This window comes from Trujillonella humicola (assembly GCF_046233715.1).
GTDB lineage: Bacteria > Actinomycetota > Actinomycetes > Mycobacteriales > Geodermatophilaceae > Trujillonella > Trujillonella humicola.
This window is the reverse complement of record NZ_JBJNRJ010000005.1, coordinates 20,902-36,831: the sequence shown is the minus strand read 5'-3', so window position 1 is coordinate 36,831 and position 15,930 is coordinate 20,902. Positions and strand designations below refer to the sequence as shown.

Annotated in this window: 12 protein-coding genes; 6 read left to right on the top strand and 6 right to left on the bottom strand. The window is 74.1% G+C overall.

Annotated features, from left to right (window positions below; genetic code table 11):
• The first annotated feature begins 30 nt into the window (after nucleotides 1-30).
• The gene (locus tag ACK586_RS04375) at nucleotides 31-1,239 is read left to right on the top strand and encodes a saccharopine dehydrogenase family protein (RefSeq protein ID WP_409329229.1); all 1,209 of its coding nucleotides are present in this window, start codon (nucleotides 31-33) and stop codon (nucleotides 1,237-1,239) included.
• 526 nt (nucleotides 1,240-1,765) lie between these two features.
• Here ACK586_RS04375 and gabT read toward each other — a convergent pair.
• Complete coding sequence (gene gabT, locus ACK586_RS04370; RefSeq protein WP_409329228.1) at nucleotides 1,766-3,121, bottom strand: 4-aminobutyrate--2-oxoglutarate transaminase; 1,356 nt, start codon at nucleotides 3,119-3,121, stop codon at nucleotides 1,766-1,768.
• Nucleotides 3,122-3,282: 161 nt separating this feature from the next.
• Between gabT and ACK586_RS04365 the strand changes: the two genes are divergently transcribed.
• Complete coding sequence (locus tag ACK586_RS04365) at nucleotides 3,283-4,785, top strand: PucR family transcriptional regulator (protein WP_409329330.1); 1,503 nt, start codon at nucleotides 3,283-3,285, stop codon at nucleotides 4,783-4,785.
• Nucleotides 4,786-4,834: 49 nt separating this feature from the next.
• Here ACK586_RS04365 and ACK586_RS04360 read toward each other — a convergent pair whose 3' ends face one another.
• From ACK586_RS04360 to ACK586_RS04345, 4 genes are all read right to left on the bottom strand, one after another.
• Nucleotides 4,835-5,881: an LLM class flavin-dependent oxidoreductase gene (locus ACK586_RS04360; protein WP_409329227.1), complete on the bottom strand. Its 1,047-nt coding sequence runs from the start codon at nucleotides 5,879-5,881 to the stop codon at nucleotides 4,835-4,837.
• The gene (locus ACK586_RS04355; RefSeq protein WP_409329226.1) at nucleotides 5,878-7,413 is read right to left on the bottom strand and encodes an APC family permease; all 1,536 of its coding nucleotides are present in this window, start codon (nucleotides 7,411-7,413) and stop codon (nucleotides 5,878-5,880) included. The genes ACK586_RS04360 and ACK586_RS04355 overlap by 4 nt, the downstream gene beginning before the upstream one ends.
• Nucleotides 7,414-7,575: 162 nt before the next feature.
• Nucleotides 7,576-8,289, bottom strand: a complete 714-nt coding sequence (locus ACK586_RS04350; protein ID WP_409329225.1) for a cache domain-containing protein — start codon at nucleotides 8,287-8,289, stop codon at nucleotides 7,576-7,578.
• On the bottom strand, nucleotides 8,286-9,074 hold the full coding sequence (locus ACK586_RS04345; protein WP_409329224.1) for a FadR/GntR family transcriptional regulator: 789 nt from the start codon (nucleotides 9,072-9,074) through the stop codon (nucleotides 8,286-8,288). The genes ACK586_RS04350 and ACK586_RS04345 overlap by 4 nt, the downstream gene beginning before the upstream one ends.
• Before the next feature lie 234 nt (nucleotides 9,075-9,308).
• On the opposite strand from ACK586_RS04345, the gene ACK586_RS04340 reads away from it, so the two are divergent.
• The 4 genes from ACK586_RS04340 (at nucleotide 9,309) to ACK586_RS04325 (ending at nucleotide 14,287) form a co-directional block, all read left to right on the top strand.
• Complete coding sequence (locus ACK586_RS04340) at nucleotides 9,309-10,802, top strand: (Fe-S)-binding protein (RefSeq protein WP_409329223.1); 1,494 nt, start codon at nucleotides 9,309-9,311, stop codon at nucleotides 10,800-10,802.
• Between the two features lie 2 nt (nucleotides 10,803-10,804).
• The gene (locus ACK586_RS04335) at nucleotides 10,805-12,379 is read left to right on the top strand and encodes an FAD-binding oxidoreductase (RefSeq protein ID WP_409329222.1); all 1,575 of its coding nucleotides are present in this window, start codon (nucleotides 10,805-10,807) and stop codon (nucleotides 12,377-12,379) included.
• On the top strand, nucleotides 12,366-12,734 hold the full coding sequence (locus tag ACK586_RS04330; protein ID WP_409329221.1) for a hypothetical protein: 369 nt from the start codon (nucleotides 12,366-12,368) through the stop codon (nucleotides 12,732-12,734). The genes ACK586_RS04335 and ACK586_RS04330 overlap by 14 nt, the downstream gene beginning before the upstream one ends.
• Before the next feature lie 107 nt (nucleotides 12,735-12,841).
• Nucleotides 12,842-14,287 (top strand): gamma-aminobutyraldehyde dehydrogenase, encoded by a 1,446-nt coding sequence (locus ACK586_RS04325; RefSeq protein ID WP_409329220.1) that lies wholly within the window; start codon nucleotides 12,842-12,844, stop codon nucleotides 14,285-14,287.
• 85 nt (nucleotides 14,288-14,372) lie between these two features.
• On the opposite strand, the gene ACK586_RS04320 is transcribed toward ACK586_RS04325, so the two are convergent.
• Nucleotides 14,373-15,815, bottom strand: a complete 1,443-nt coding sequence (locus ACK586_RS04320; RefSeq protein WP_409329219.1) for an aldehyde dehydrogenase family protein — start codon at nucleotides 15,813-15,815, stop codon at nucleotides 14,373-14,375.
• Between the last annotated feature and the right edge of the window lie 115 nt (nucleotides 15,816-15,930).

The following is a 15,930-nucleotide window of genomic DNA, read 5'->3' as shown; positions in this document are numbered from 1 at the left end:
GCTAGGGTGGGGTCTCCCGTGGAGGTGGACATGCGCATCCTGCTGGTCGGTGCCGGCGGTGTCGGCAGCGCCGTGGCGGCCATCGCGGCGCGCCGCGACTTCGTGGAGCGGCTCGTCGTCGCCGACTTCGACCCCGCCCGGGCGGAGAAGGCCGTCGCTGCCGCCGGCGACCCGCGGTTCGTCGCCGCCCGCGTCGACGCCTCGGACGAGGCCGGCGTCCGGGCCCTGATCGCCGAGCACCGCTGCGGCGTCGTCCTCAACGCGACCGACCCGCGGTTCGTGATGCCGCTGTTCCGCGCGTCGCTGGCCGCCGGTGCCGACTACCTGGACATGGCGATGTCCCTGTCGCGCCCGCACCCGGAGCGCCCCTACGAGCAGACGGGCGTCAAGCTCGGCGACGAGCAGTTCGCGCTGGCGCCCGAGTGGGAGGCGGCCGGGCGGCTGGCGCTGGTGGGCATGGGCGTGGAGCCGGGGCTGTCCGACGTGTTCGCCCGCTACGCCGCCGACCACCTCTTCGCCGAGATCGACGAGCTCGGCGTCCGGGACGGGGCGGACCTGACCGTGCGGGGCCACGGGTTCGCGCCCTCGTTCAACATCTGGACCACGATCGAGGAGTGCCTGAACCCGCCCGTCGTGTGGGAGCGCGACCGGGGCTGGTACACCACCGAGCCGTTCAGCGAGCCGGAGGTCTTCGACTTCCCCGAGGGGATCGGGCCCGTGGAGTGCGTCAACGTGGAGCACGAGGAGGTGCTCCTCATGCCCCGCTGGATCGACGCCCGCCGGGTCACCTTCAAGTACGGCCTCGGCTCGCACGTCATCGAGGTCCTGAGGGTGCTGCACGAGACCGGCCTGGACTCCACCGCGCCCGTGCGGGTCGGCGACGTCGAGGTGGCGCCGCGGGACCTGGTCGCCGCGGCCCTGCCCGACCCGGCCTCGCTCGGCGAGCTGATGACGGGGAAGACCTGCGCGGGCCTGTGGGTGAGCGGCACGGGCACCGACGGCCGGCCCCGGCAGGTCTACCTCCACCACGTGGTCGACAACGCCTGGTCGATGGCGGAGTACGGATCGCAGGCCGTGGTCTGGCAGACCGCGGTCAACCCCGTCGTGGCCCTCGAGCTGCTCGCGACCGGCCGGTGGCGGGGCAGCGGCGTCCTGGGCCCGGAGGCCTTCGACGCCGTGCCGTTCCTGGACCTGCTCACCGCCTACGGCTCGCCCTGGGGGATGCGCGAGGGCGGCTAGCCGGACGGACCGGACCGGCCGGCCGATGCGGAGCAGGCATCCGGCTGTGTGTCTCTCCCAACGGCGCGCCGAGCCGAGGGCCAAGGGCGCTCGAGGCTCCGCTGGCTCGTCTCCCCGCCCCCCGGGCCGCCACGCCGTCGCGCAGGAACGGAGCGCGGTCGCACCGAATGCCGGACTCGAACCGGCTCGATCGCTATGCGAGTTGCTCGCGCCACCGAGGCGGCGCGGGCGCCTTCGTTCTCATAGGCCCTTGACGATGCGACCGCCCGGCCAGCGCAGTGGTCGAGGCACGGTCGCAGGGCTGGCTCCTGTCCCTGAGCGGCCCACTCGAGGACACCGGTCTGCAGCGGTCGCAGCGGCGACAGTGTGCGCTGATGGGTAGTTCTCGAGCCGGAAGCTGCACATCAGCGCACAGCGTCCCGACTCGTGCGGCTGTGTCCCATCAGCCGCTTTCAGGGCGATCGTCGGTGGATCGGCACGAGCCGCACGGACCGGGGCGGCCGGCCGATGCCGGCCGCCCCGGGGGTCACCGGGCCGCGTGCGCGTCGAAGACAGCGTCCAGGACGTCGAGCGCCTCACCGAGCAGGTCCTGCCCGATCACCAGCGGTGGGAGGAAGCGCAGCACGTTGCCGTGCGTGCCCGCCGTCAGGGCGATGACGCCCTCGGCGTGGCAGGCCTTGGCGACGGCACTGGTCAGCGCGGCGTCGGGCTCGTCGGTCCCCGGCCGCACCAGCTCCATCGCGAGCATGGCGCCGCGGCCCCGGACGTCGCCGACCACACCGGTGCGCTCGGCGAGCGCGCGCAGCCGCGGCAGCATGGTGGCCTCGATCGCCCGGGCGGCGGCATTGAGGTCCAGCTCCCGCATGGTGCGGATGCTGGCCAGCGCGGCGGCGCAGGCCACCGGGTTGCCGCCGTACGTGCCGCCGAGCCCGCCGGTGTGCACGGCGTCCATCAGCTCGGCCCGCCCGGTGAGCCCGGCCAGCGGCAGCCCGCCGGCGATGCCCTTGGCGGTGGTCACCAGGTCGGGGACGACGTCCTCGTGCTCCGAGGCGAACCACGACCCGGTCCGGCAGAAGCCGGTCTGCACCTCGTCGGCGATGAACACCGCGCCCGAGCGGGCGCACCACTGCGCCAGGGCGGGCAGGAAGCCCGGCGCGGGGACGACGAACCCGCCCTCGCCCTGGATCGGCTCGATGAGGACCGCGGCCACGTTGTGGGCGCCGATCTGCGTCTCGACGAGGTCCAGGACCCGAGCCGCGGCCTGCTCGCCGGTCGTGCCCGGCGCGTCGCGGTAGGGGTAGGACATCGGCACCCGGTAGACCTCGCCGGCGAACGGCCCGAACCCGTTCTTGTAGGGCATGTTCTTCGCGGTCAGCGCCATCGTGAGGTTGGTGCGCCCGTGGTAGGCGTGGTCGAACACGACGACGGCCGAGCGGCCGGTGGCCACGCGCGCCACCTTGACCGCGTTCTCCACGGCCTCGGCCCCGGAGTTGAACAGCGCCGACCGCTTCTCGTGGTCCCCGGGGGTGAGCCGGTCGAGCTCCTCGGCCACGGCGACGTAGCCCTCGTAGGGCCCGACCATGAAGCAGGTGTGGGTGAAGGCGGCGACCTGCGCCTGCACGGCGGCGACGACCTCGGGCGCGGCGTGCCCCACGTTGGTCACGGCGATGCCCGACCCCAGGTCGATGAAGGAGTTGCCGTCGACGTCGACCACCACGCCCCCGGCGGCCTGCTCGACGTAGACCGGCAGGACGCTGCCCACGGCGGAGGTCACCGCGGCCGAGCGGCGGGCGGCGAGCTCACGGGACCGGGGCCCGGGGATCTCGGTGACCAGCCGCCGCTCCTGGGCGATCGAGCCGGTGTCGGTCAGCAGGTCGGTCATCGCTGTCTCCTCGCGGGCGCCGACCTCCCCCGGTCCGGGGAGGTCCGGCCTCCAGGGTGGGTGCCCGGCCGCTCCCCCGGTACCGTCCGGACCGGCACCTGGGACCCTCCGGGGTGTCCACTTCGTCAGCAGCCGCGTCGGCGGGAGGGGTGCCCGTGCCGATGACCGTCGCGGCCCTGCTGGGGACCGCGTCGCTGGAGCTGAGCCTGCACACGCGCGCCGCGCCGGTGGACCGCCCCCTGTCGTGGGTGCACGTCAGCGAGCTGGCCGACCCGACACCCTTCCTCGAGGGCGGTGAGCTGCTCCTGACCACCGGGCTGTCCCTGACGCCGGAGGACGCCCCCGGCTACGTGCGCCGGCTGGCCGGGGCCGGCGTGGTGGCCCTCGGCCTGGGCACCGGGCTCAGCCACGCCCGCGTGCCGCCGGAGCTCGTGGCGGCCGCCGACGAGTCCGGGCTGGCCGTGGTCGAGGTGCCGCGCCGCACGCCGTTCATCGCCCTGTCGCGGGCGGTGTCGAGCGCCCTCGCGGCCGAGGAGTACGCGGCCGTGACCCGGACCGCCGCGGTGCAGCGGGAGCTGACCCGGGCGGCGGTGGCCCCCGACGCCCCCGGGGCCGTGCTCGACCGGCTGGCCCGCCACCTCGGTGGCTGGGCGCTGCTGCTCGACGCCGCCGGCGCCCCGCTCGAGGCGTCGCCGCCGTCGGCCCGGGCCCGCGCCGGCGACCTGGCGGCGACGGTCGACCGGCTGCGCACCGCCCGCCCGCCCGCCGGGGCCGCGCTCACCGAGCCCGGGGAGACCGTCGTGGTGCAGTCGCTGGGCACCGGCACCCGGGTGCGGGGCCTGCTCGCCGTCGGCCGGCGGTCCCCGCTGTCCCCCGGCGACCGGCACGTGGTCAACGCCGCCGCGCTGCTGCTGACGCTGCGGATGGAGCAGTCGCGCGCCCTGGACAGCGGGACGGCGGCGCTGCGCGCGGCGATCCTGCAGCTGCTGCTGTCCGGGCAGACCGCCGCGGCGGGCCGGGTCGTCGCGGCCCTCGGTGAGTCGCTGCCGCCGGAGCCGGTCGCGGTCCTGGCGGTGCTGGGCAGTGCGGAGGAGCGGGCGGCCGCCGTCGACGTCGCCGCCGACGCCGCGGCATCCGCCCGCGAGCCGGTCCTGTCCGCGCAGGCCGACGACGCCCTGGTCGTCCTGGCGCCCGGCGAGGGGCCGCTGGCCGGCCGGCTCCCGGGCCTGCTCGGACAGGTGGCCGGCGCCGTGGTGGGCACCGCGCCGCCGGTGCCCTGGTCGCGGCTGGACGACGGCGTGCGGCAGGCCCGCCAGGCCGCCGGGCACGGCCGGGTGGCCGGCCGGCCGGTGACCGCGTTCGCCGACCTGGCCGGCCAGGGTCTGGCCCGCCTGCTGGACCCAGCCGCCACGGGCGCCTTCGCCGAGGCCGCGCTCGCCCCGCTGGTCGCCGCCGACCGGGCCGGCGCCGGCGACCTGGTCGAGTCGCTGCGGGCCTGGCTGGCCGCGCACGGCCAGTGGGAGCCGGCCGCGGCCCGGCTCGGCGTCCACCGGCACACCCTGCGCAAGCGGATCCGGCGGGCCGAGCAGCTGCTCGGGCGCGACCTGGACTCCCCCGGTGTGCGGGCCGAGCTCTGGCTGGCCCTCCACCCGCCCGCGCGGTGACCACGACCGGCGGGTCCGGTCCCCTCCCGGGGACCGGACCCGCCGGAGCTCAGGCGAACGCGGGCATGACCTCGTCGTGGATCAGCCGCAGCTGCTCCTCCACCGTGGCCACCCCGGCGAGCTCGCGGCCGGTGAACGCCTTGACCAGCGAGGCGTCGGTGATGGCCGCGATGACGTGGTTGACCCCGGCCGGCTCGATCTCCTTGATCTTCGCGGTGACCTCCTCCGGCGTCCCGGAGAAGGAGAGCTTGTCGGCGAGCTCCGGGCTGGTCAGCTCGATGCCCCGGGCCAGGTCACCGCCGGCGATGGCGTCGATGATCGGCTTGAGGCTGTCGGGGTCCACCCCGTTGCGCTCGAGCTGCTCGGCCGGCATGGAGGAGGCGTAGATGCCGACCATGCTGCGCGCGGCGTCCTTGGCGGCCGCCGAGTCCCGGCCGACCGCCAGGACGACCCAGGCGCCGAAGTCCAGCGTCGTCCAGTCCTTGCCGGCCCGCTCCGCGCCGATCCGCAGGTTCTCCGCGGCGTAGTCGTACGCCGCCCGGGTGTAGCTCAGCGCGTGGTGGCAGCCGTCGGAGTGCTCGGCCGCCGCCTGGAAGGACTTCGGGCCGCGCATCGCACCCATCTTCACCGGCAGCCGCTCCTGCACCGGCCGCGCGAAGGTGAACAGCCCGTCGTAGGAGAAGAACTCGCCGTCGAAGGTGATCGCGCCGTCGTCGAGGAAGGTCCGCAGCACCTTCACGCCCTCCACGACCCGCGACAGCGGCTTGGTCTTCGTCCAGTCCATCTTGTACTGCGCCAGCAGCCCGAAGTTGCCGCTGGAGAGGACGACCTCGGCCCGGCCACCGGTCAGCTCGTCGAGGGTGGCCGCGGCCTGCGCGATGAGCGTCGGCTCGCGCAGCGTGACCGCCGAGACGCTCGGGCCCATGCGGACGCGCGAGGTCTGCGCGGCCGCGGCGGCGAACAGCAGCCACAGGTCCTTGTGCCACGTCTCGTCGGCCGCGTACACCGCGTGGAAGCCGAGCTCGTCGGCGAGCGTGATCGCTCGCAGCGACTCCTCGAGGGGGTAGTCGGGCAGCATCGCGTAGCTGAACCTCATCGGATCTCCTCACGGACCTGGGCGGGGACGCCCTCTCGGATCTGGCGGAGCTGGGCGGCGACCTCACGGGCGTCGCCCTCGGGGACGTGCGCAGAATGGCGGTCCGGCCGCGCGATGGCCAGGTACAGCAGGCCGCTGCCGGCCACGACCGCCAGCCCGATCGCGACGATCCAGCGGTCGAGGAAGGTCTCGGTGCCCGGCGCCGGCTTGATCAGCAGGACGATGGCGAACAGGCCGTAGGCCAGGGCGAGCACGTTGACCACCAGGCCCGCGGTACCGAGGTTCCACAGCCCCGCCGGCCGCCAGCCCTTGAGCCGCTGGCGGAGCGCGGCGAGCACCACGGCCTGGAACGAGACGTAGATGCCCAGGACGGCGAAGGCGGTCACCCGCGCCAGGATGTCCTCCTGGAAGTAGACGAAGACCGCGATGAGCACCGGCACCACGCACACGACGAGCAGCGCGTTGGTGGGGACGGCGTGCCGGCTCGACACGTGCGACAGCCACCCGCTGGCCGGCAGCATGCGGTCACGGGCGAAGGCGTAGAGCAGCCGGCTGCCCGCCGCCTGCAGGGAGAGCACGCAGGACAGGAACGCGATGACGATGACGACGAGGAACACCTTCGAGCCCGTCGTCCCCAGGGAGCTCTCCAGGATCGACGGGATGGGGTCGGCGTCCTCGCCGGCCACGATCGCCTGCAGGTCGGGCGCGGCCAGCACGTACCCGGCGTAGGACAGGAAGCCGGAGACGCCGCCGACGAGGATGGTCAGGATCATCGCGCGCGGGATCTGGCGCGTGGGGTCGGCGACCTCCTCGGCGACGTCGCCGCACGCCTCGAAGCCGTAGAAGAGGAAGAGGCCGGACAGCGACGCGGCGAGGAACACCCCGAGGTAGCCGTCACCGCCGCCCGCGCCGAGGGAGTCGAAGAAGACCGAGAACGGCTGCTCCCGGCGGAAGAGCAGCAGGAACAGCCCGAGGGCGATGACGCCGACGAGCTCGGCGGCCAGCCCGATCTGGGCGATGCGCGCCAGCGTGCGGGTGCCGCTGTAGTTGACGAGGAAGGCCACCAGGAGCAGGCCGACGGCGGTGCCGAGGACGACGCCGGCGGTCGGTTCCAGGTCGAACAGCGCGGCCACGAAACCGCCGCCGAACTCGGCGACCGCCGTGACGGTGACGATGATCGCCCAGATGTAGATCCAGGAGACGATCCAGGCGTAGCGGCGGTTCCACAGCCGGCGGGTCCACGGGTAGATGCCGCCGGCCAGCGGGTACTGCGAGACCACCTCGCCGAAGACCAGCGAGACCATCAGCTGGCCGACCCCCACGATCACGATCCACCAGATCGCCGGCGGCCCGCCGATGGAGAGGCTGTAGGCGAACAGGGAGTACACGCCGACCAGCGGCGAGAGGTACGTGAACCCGAGAGCCATGTTGGCCCACAGACCCATGCTGCGGTGGAACTCGCCGGTGTAACCGAGGGCGGCGAGCTGCGCGTCGTCGTCGGTCTGCCCGGCGCGCGCTCCAGGTGGGGTCACGGAGGTCTCCTCGGATCAGGGGCGGCACAGCCGAGGGCCGGGTGTGCCGCGGGCCACAAAACGGGGAAAACCTATAGAGCCAGAGGTCAGAGGACAAGATCTCGCCGGTTGACACTGCGTTTCGCCCACGTTGCCCGCCCCCGGCCGGCTGCCGCCTCCCGGTCAGGCGGTGAGCGCCGACCCCTCGTCGACCAGCAGCAGCCGCCAGGGCACGCCCGGCACGGGGACGGCCGGGCCCACCACCCCGGCGCCGGTCGGCAGGTCGCCCACCAGCCAGCGCGCGGCGGTCGACAGCACCACCCGCCCCTCCCCGTCGAGCACGACGAAGGGCACCGGCAGCCGGCCCAGCCGCTCGAGGAGGTGGCGCTCGAAGCGGTGCACCGAGACGTCGACGCCGGCGACGCCGACGAACTCACCACCGGCCACGACCGGTTCGGTCAGCGTCAGCACGTAGCGGCCGGTGCCGTGGACGTCCACGTACGGGCCCACGACGTGCCGGCGGCCGCTGCGGCGGGGGACGTCGAACCACTCGGTGGCCGTGTAGTCGTAGTACCCCAGGCTGGTCGGCTTGAGGTCGGGCTCCAGCCGGCGCAGCCGGTCGCTGCCCGGCTCGACCTGCCACCACTCCAGCCGCAGGGGCAGCCCGCTCTCCGGCCGCGGCGCCAGCACCAGCCCCAGGCCGACGGCGAGCTGGCCGGGCTCGAGCAGCACCTCCCGCACGCCGTCGTCGAGCAGCGGCCGGCCGGCGCGGACGGCGTCGTCCAGCTCCGGGCACAGCGCCGCGTGCACCGTCGCCACCGTGCCGAACGCGCGCTCCACGGCCTCGGCCACCGTGGCGCCGACGCGGCGGACCTCCTCGTCGCGGTCGGTGGTCACGACACCTCCCGCCCGGCCGTCGCCCCCTCCGCGGGCGGCGGCGCGATCCCGGCGCGCAGCCGCAGCTCGATCGACCAGACGGTCCGGCGTGCCACGTGCTCCTCGGTGAGCACGCGGGCCAGCGTGGCGTCGCGCGCCTCGATCGCGTCGACGACGGCCCGGTGGCCGGCCACGATGACGCCGAGCAGCTCCGGCACGTGCGCCGGCGGCCAGGGCAGCTGCCCCAGCTCCAGGTGCAGGTCCATCTCCTGCATGGTCAGCCGCACCGACTGCGCGCAGGCCGCCAGCTCGATGTAGTACCGGCCCTCGATCCGCCGCTGGGCGGTCACCGACCCCGCTCCCGCCAGCCGGTCGACGATCTCCCGGAGGCGGGCGATCTCCGCCGCCGACGCCCGGGAGGCCGCCAGCCGGGCCGCGGTCGACGCGATGGCGGTGTGCACGTCGCCGAGCTCGCGCAGGTCGGCGGTGCTGAGCTCGACCAGCCGCGCGCTGGCCAGCTCGCCGAGGACGTCGTCGCGGGCACGGACGAAGCTGCCGCCCCCGCGGCCGCGGCGGGTCTCCACCAGGCCGAGGTTGCGCAGCTCGGCCAGCGCCTCGCGCAGGGTCATCGTGGAGACGTTGAGCATGGTGGCCAGCTCGGTCTCGGCCGGCAGCTGCTCGCCGTCGCCGAGCAGCCCGAGGGCGATCGCGCTCCCGACCCGGCGCACGACCGCCTCGCTGCGCAGGGCGCCGTCGTCGAGAGGTGCGAAGACCGCACGCCGGGCGTCCCCGCTGAGCAGTTGCACGGTCGCCTCCTGTCACGGAACACCGTCAGTGTGTCACTCGCGGGGCACGTCCCCGCGACTCGCGCCGTCGCCCACCCTGGGCCCGGCCCTCGCCGTGCGCCGTGCCCCGTGCGCCGCGATCCCGTCCCCTGCCGCGACGGGCGGCGCGCCGATCATCCCCCCATAACCATTGATTCCAAAGGTTTTCGTGGATAGCGTGGCCCCCACACCAGCCCCCTGTGACGAGGAGCACCAGTGACACAGGTCGAGCCGGAGCGCACCGCCCCGCCGGACGCGCTCTCCCACCCCTTCACCCCGGGGGCACCGTCGAACCCCTCGGAGCTCGCCGACTACCCGGAGACCCTCGCCGGGCCCGTGCCCCCGCCGAACCAGGACCCGAAGACGGCCGCGTTCGTCGAGCAGTGGCGCAACACCTCCTACAACTGCTTCTCCTCCGGCCACAAGTTCTGCCGCGAGGTCTGCCCGGTCACCCAGGTGGAGCGCAACGAGTCGTGGACGCCGACCGCGTTCCACGCCAACGTGGTGGCGATGGAGCGCGGCGAGCTCGGCATCGAGGACATCGCCGCCGACTACGTCAACTGCACGCAGTGCGGCGCCTGCGAGCTGCGCTGCCCCAACACCCTGTTCACCGGGGACTTCTACCGGTTCCGCACCCGCACCGTCGACGTCGTCAAGGCGGTGCGGTCGCTCGCGGTCGAGAGCGGCGTCCACCAGCCGAACTGGCAGATCTGGAACGAGCGCACCGACCTGCGCACGCACGAGCCGGTCCTCGGCGAGACGCCGGTCAGCCAGGAGAAGGTCCGCGACTGGGCCGAGGGCCTGGACATCCCGATCGGCGGCGAGACGGTCCTGTTCGTCGACTGCGAGGCGGCGTTCTACCGGACGTCGGTGCCGCGGGCGGTGGCGCAGATGCTGCAGATGGCCGGCTACGAGTTCGGCCTGATGGAGGAGCAGTGGTGCTGCGGCGGCCCGGCCGCCGAGATGGGCTACGCCGAGCAGGCCCAGCGCTTCGCCCGGCACAACCTGGACAACTGGCGGAAGACGGGGACCAAGCGGCTGCTGGTGCTCGACCCGCACGACTACATCAGCTTCACCGAGGACTACCCGAAGTACTTCGGCGAGGAGTTCGACATCGAGGTCGTCCTCGTCATCGAGGTCCTGGCCCAGCTGCTGCGCGAGGGGAAGCTGACGCCGTCGGTCCCGGTCGACCGCGCGATCACCTACCACGACCCGTGCCGGCTCAACAAGCGCAAGGGCATCTGGGCCGAGCCGCGCGAGCTGCTGCGCGCCATCCCCGGCCTGCGCTTCGAGGACGTCGACCGGGTCACCCAGTGGTCCTACTGCTCGGGCGGAGGCGGTGGCCTGCCGGTCGAGAAGCCCGAGCTGACCGCCAAGATCAGCGCGATGCGGCTGGAGCGGGCCGCCGAGCTCGACGTCGACACCCTGGTCAGCGCCTGCCCGTGGTCGGAGCGGCCGCTGAGCGAGGCCGGCGACGCCGAGGACATCGACGTCGTCGACCTGCACGAGCTGTTCGCCCAGTCGCTGGGGATCACCGTGGGCGGTTCCCGCGGCGACGTCGGCGACCGGCGGCTGGCGCAGGAGCGCACCGGCGTGCCCGGTCGGGCGCGGCGGGCGCACGGCTCCGGCCGCGGCGGCTGCGGCGGTGGCGGCGGATGCGGCGGCGGGTGCGGGAACGGTTCCGGCGGCTGCGGGTGCGGGGGGCACTGACCATGACCACGACCGAGCAGAACCCGGCGACCATCGGGTCCGAGCCGTTCAGCCGCGAGCCGCTCAGCGAGGACCGGCTCCACCAGCTGGTCACCGCGCTGCGGCCGATCCTGGGCGACGACCAGATCCTGCTGGCCAAGACCGACCGCTACAACCGGGCCCGCGTGCCCGCCCCGTTCCCGGTGCACCGCTGGTCGGAGCGGGTGCCCGACCTGGTCGTCATGCCGACCTCCACCGAGCAGGTCGCGGCCGTCGTGAAGGTCGCCAACGAGCTGCGCGTCCCCGTCGTCCCGCGCGACGGCGGCACCGGCCTGACCGACGGCGCGGTGCCGATGCGCCGCGGCATCGTCGTCGACGTCAAGAAGATGAACCAGATCCACGAGCTGGACCTGGTGAACCGGACCGTCACCGTCGGCACGGGCATCAGCATGCTCAAGCTCAACGAGCGGCTGGCGCAGCACGGGCTGTTCTACCCCGACGACCCGGCGTCCTACCCGTGCTCGCTGGTCGGCGGCCGCATCGGCACCAGCGGCTGGTCGCTCATCGGCTCCCGCTACGGCCACACCCGCGACCTGGTGCTGAGCTTCGACCACGTGCTGCCCACCGGGGAGGTGCTGCACGTCGGCGACGGGATCGGGCAGAAGATCAGCAAGTCCTCCAGCGGCTACCAGCTCAAGCACCTGTTCATGGGCCACCAGGGCACGCTGGGCATCGCGACGAAGGCGACGCTCAAGCTGTTCCCCAAGCCCGAGGCCGAGCTGTCGCCGTTCTGGGCGTTCGACAACTACGACGACGCGCACGCCTGCACCGGCGCGCTGGCCCGGGCCGGCGTGGCCACCTTCGCCGGGGCGGTGCTCTTCGACGAGCACAAGGTCGCCTACCTGCGGCGCGACGACGAGGCCTACATCCCGCAGCCGACCGACGTCCGCGCCCTGGTCTGCTCGGTCATGTACGGCTACGAGGACGAGGTGCGCGCCGGCGGCAAGCGGCTGTTCCGCATCGCCAAGGAGCACGGCGCCCGCTACCTGGGCGACGAGATCTCCGAGGGCGACTGGGCCGCGCGGCACGACCGCTACGCCACCCCGCTGCACGGGCGGACCAAGGACGGCCAGGTCATCCCCATGTCCTGGCACTGCGAGGACGCCGCGGTCAACTTCTCGAACGTCCCGGCGGTCAGCCGCGCCTGGCACGGGATCCTGGCCGACCTGCGCCGCAAGACCGACGTCTTCGACGACTGGGGGATGTTCGCCTACACCTCGGCCGCGACCGGCGTCGACTACCTCACCGAGATCGACGTCGGCATCTGGGAGCAGCGCCTCGACGACGCCGCCTGGGACGCCTGGGTGCAGGCCAAGCGGGAGATCGCCGCGGTCGCGATCGCCCACGGCGGCTCGATGAGCGCCTGCCACGGCTCCTGCCGCGAGGGCGAGGTCGACCTGCTGCCCCAGGAGCTGGGCAAGGGATTCGACGTGATGCTCGACGTCAAGCGGGCGCTGGACCCGAACAACATCATGAACCCCGGCAAGTACCTGCTCGACCGGGCGTACGGGAGGGACGTGACCGATGAGGGACGTTGACGCCGGCCCGCAGCACGACGCCGGGGAGATGGTGTCCGGCGAGCCCGGCCACGACTCCGCCCCGGCCGCCACAGCGCCGTACCGCTTCGCCGAGCAGCACACCCCGCCGCCGGCCCAGCGGGTCAGCGAGGTGGCGCAGACGACGTTCGAGCACGTCTTCGAGGTCGATCCGCGGCTGATGGAGGTGCACGTGCTCCAGCAGGTGTTCCCCAACTGGGACACGCTGCGGATCATGCGCAGCCGGCACGACCACCTGGCCTGGATGCACCGGCACTTCGCTGAGAAGGTGGTCACGGGCTCGGAGATCCTCGCCGAGGTCGAGCGGGAGAGCGCGCCGACACCCCCACCCCTGTAACGACCGCGACCACCCGGCCGGGAGCCGCCGCACGGCGCTCCCGGCCGGCGCGTCGCCGGACCCGTCCCCCGTGCGCCGCGCACGGACCCCGAGGCGAGAGGGAACCCATGAGCGACAAGCCCGAGCTGCGCAACTTCGTCGGAGGCGAGGCGGTCGACACCGCCGACGGCCGCCGCATGGATTTGGTCGACCCCTCGACGGGCGAGGTGTTCGCCTCGGCGCCCGTGTCGGGCCCGGAGGACGTCGACCGCGCCTACCGCGTCGCCGCCGACGCCTTCGAGACCTGGCGGGACACCACGCCGTCGGAGCGGCAGCGCGCGCTGCTGAAGCTCGCCGACCTCGTCGAGGAGAACGCCGACGAGCTGATCCGGCTGGAGAGCCAGAACACCGGCAAGCCGCTGGCGCTGACCGCCAGCGAGGAGATCCCGCCGATGGTGGACCAGATCCGCTTCTTCGCCGGCGCCGCCCGCACGCTGGAGGGCAAGGCGGCCGCGGAGTACATGGCCGGGCACACCTCGTGGATCCGCCGCGAGCCGATCGGGGTCGTCGGGCAGGTCACGCCCTGGAACTACCCGATGATGATGGCCGTCTGGAAGATCGCACCGGCCCTCGCCGCCGGGAACACCGTCGTCCTCAAGCCGTCGGACACCACCCCGGTGAGCACGCTGCGGCTGGCGGAGCTGGCCGCGGAGGCCTTCCCGGCCGGGGTGCTCAACGTCGTCTGCGGCGACCGGGACACCGGCCGCGCGCTGGTCGAGCACCCCACCCCGCAGCTGGTGGCGATCACCGGCTCGGTGCGCGCGGGCATGGAGGTCGCCGGATCGGCGGCCAAGGACGTCAAGCGGGTGCACCTGGAGCTGGGCGGCAAGGCGCCGGTCGTGGTGTTCGACGACGCCGACCTGGAGGCCGCCGCGGAGGCGATCGCCGTCTCCGGGTACTTCAACGCCGGGCAGGACTGCACCGCCGCCTCCCGGGTGCTCGCCGGCCCGGGGATCCACGACGACTTCGTCGCCGCGCTGAGCGAGCAGGCTCGCGGCACCGCCACCACCTACGCCAACGGCGCAGCCGACGAGGACGCGATGGTCCCGCCGGTGAACAACGCCAACCAGCTCGCCCACGTGACCGGCTTCCTCGACCGGGCGCCGGGCCACGTCGAGGTCACCGCCGGCGGCCACCGCCAGGGCGACCGCGGGTTCTACGTCGAGCCGACCGTGGTCGCCGGGCTGCGGCAGGACGACGAGATGGTGCAGAAGGAGATCTTCGGCCCGGTCATCACGGTGCAGCGCTTCACCGACGAGGACGAGGCCGTCCGCTGGGCCAACGGCGTGGAGCTGGGTCTGGCCTCCAGCGTCTGGACCAAGGACTTCGGCCGCGCGATGCGGATGAGCAAGCGGCTGGACTTCGGGTGCGTGTGGATCAACACCCACATCCCGCTCGTCGCCGAGATGCCGCACGGCGGGTTCAAGCACTCCGGCTACGGCAAGGACCTCTCGCTGTACGGCCTGGAGGACTACACCCGGGTCAAGCACGTCATGGCCAACATCGAGAGCTGATCACGCGCGACGAGGCCCCGGTCCGGACGGACCGGGGCCTCGCTGCATCCCGGCCGCGGGCGATCGCCCCGCGCGGCCGGGGAGCTCAGACCGCGACGCCGGTCAGGACGAGCACCCGCTCCTCGGTGAGGTCCTCCATCGCGGCGTGCACGCCCTCGCGCCCGGTGCCGGAGTCCTTGACCCCGCCGTAGGGCATCTGGTCGGCGCGGAAGCTGGGCACGTCGCCGACGACGACTCCCCCGACCTCGAGCTCCTGCGCCGCCCGGAAGGCCAGCTGCAGGTCGCGGGTGAAGACCCCGGCCTGCAGGCCGAAGCGGCTGTCGTTCACCCGGGCGAAGGCCTCGTCGACGGAGTCGACCGTGTCGAGGACGACGACCGGCCCGAACACCTCCTCGCACGACACCCTCGCGTCGGCCGGCACGTCGGCCAGCACGGTCGGCGCGTAGGAGGCGCCGTCGCGGGTGCCCCCGGCGAGCAGGCGGGCGCCGGCGGACACCGCCTCCTGCACCCAGTCCTCCACCCGGCGGGCGGCCTGCTCATCGATCAGCGGGCCGACGTCGGTCGCCTCGTCGGCCGGGTCCCCGGTGACCAGCTCCCCGACCGCCTTCACCACGCGGTCGGTGAGCGCGGCGGCGACGTCGCGGTGGGCGAGCACCCGCTGCACCGACACGCACGACTGGCCGGCCTGGTACATGGCGAAGGTGGCGATCCGCGACGCCGCCCAGTCCAGCGCCGCCTCGTCCTGGTCGGGGGCGACGACCGCCGCGGCGTTGCCGCCGAGCTCCAGGGTGACGTGCTTGCGCGGCGCGGACTCCCGGATCGACCAGCCGACCGGCACCGAACCGGTGAACGAGACGACGGGCAGCCGCGGGTCGCGGACCAGCTCGGCGGCGGTCTCGTTCGGCACCGGCAGCACCGACCAGGACCCGGCGGGGAGGTCGGTCTCGGCGAGCAGCTCGCCGAGCAGCAGCGCCGACAGCGGCGTGGCCGGCGCCGGCTTGAGCACGATCGGCGCCCCGACCGCGACCGCCGGCGCCACCTTGTGCGCGACCAGGTTCAGCGGGAAGTTGAAGGGCGCGATGCCGAGCACCGGCCCGCGGGGTACGCGCCGCACCAGGGCCATCCGCCCCGTCGCGGCCGGGTCGGTATCCAGCCGCTGCAGGGTGCCCGACCAGCGGCGGGCCTCCTCGGCGCCCCAGCGGAAGGTCGACACCGCGCGCGCGGCCTCGATCCGGGCCCACTTGAGCGGCTTCCCCGACTCCGCGGTGATGAGCGCCGCCACCTCGTCGCCGCGCTCGGCCAGCCGGCGGGACACGTGGTCGAGGGCAGCGGCCCGCACGTGCGCCGGTGCCGCGGCCGCCTGCGCCCGCACCCGGTCGGCAGCGGCGACGGCGGCCTCGACGTCCTCCGCCGTCGCGTTCGTGGTCCGCCCGGCGAGGGCTCCGTCGTGCGGCGAGCGGACCTCGAGCACCTCGGTGCCGGTCGCCGGACGGCCGGCGACCCAGTAGGGAGTGGTCGGCGTGGTCATGGATCTCCTCGGGGCGTGCTCTCCGCGGGCGGGGCGCCGCCGAGCGTCCCCGACGCCGCGTCCCGGACGCGAGCGCCGATGTGTCCACCTCCCGCTCCGCGGAGCGCCGGGATGG

Coding starts and splice junctions, on each gene's coding strand:
- ACK586_RS04330 (WP_409329221.1), top strand. CDS start 12,366: ATGAGGGACGTTGACGCCGGCCCGCAGCACGACGCCGGGGAGATGGTG.
- ACK586_RS04335 (WP_409329222.1), top strand. CDS start 10,805: ATGACCACGACCGAGCAGAACCCGGCGACCATCGGGTCCGAGCCGTTC.
- ACK586_RS04320 (WP_409329219.1), bottom strand. CDS start 15,815: ATGACCACGCCGACCACTCCCTACTGGGTCGCCGGCCGTCCGGCGACC.
- ACK586_RS04365 (WP_409329330.1), top strand. CDS start 3,283: ATGACCGTCGCGGCCCTGCTGGGGACCGCGTCGCTGGAGCTGAGCCTG.
- gabT (WP_409329228.1), bottom strand. CDS start 3,121: ATGACCGACCTGCTGACCGACACCGGCTCGATCGCCCAGGAGCGGCGG.
- ACK586_RS04375 (WP_409329229.1), top strand. CDS start 31: ATGCGCATCCTGCTGGTCGGTGCCGGCGGTGTCGGCAGCGCCGTGGCG.
- ACK586_RS04325 (WP_409329220.1), top strand. CDS start 12,842: ATGAGCGACAAGCCCGAGCTGCGCAACTTCGTCGGAGGCGAGGCGGTC.
- ACK586_RS04360 (WP_409329227.1), bottom strand. CDS start 5,881: ATGAGGTTCAGCTACGCGATGCTGCCCGACTACCCCCTCGAGGAGTCG.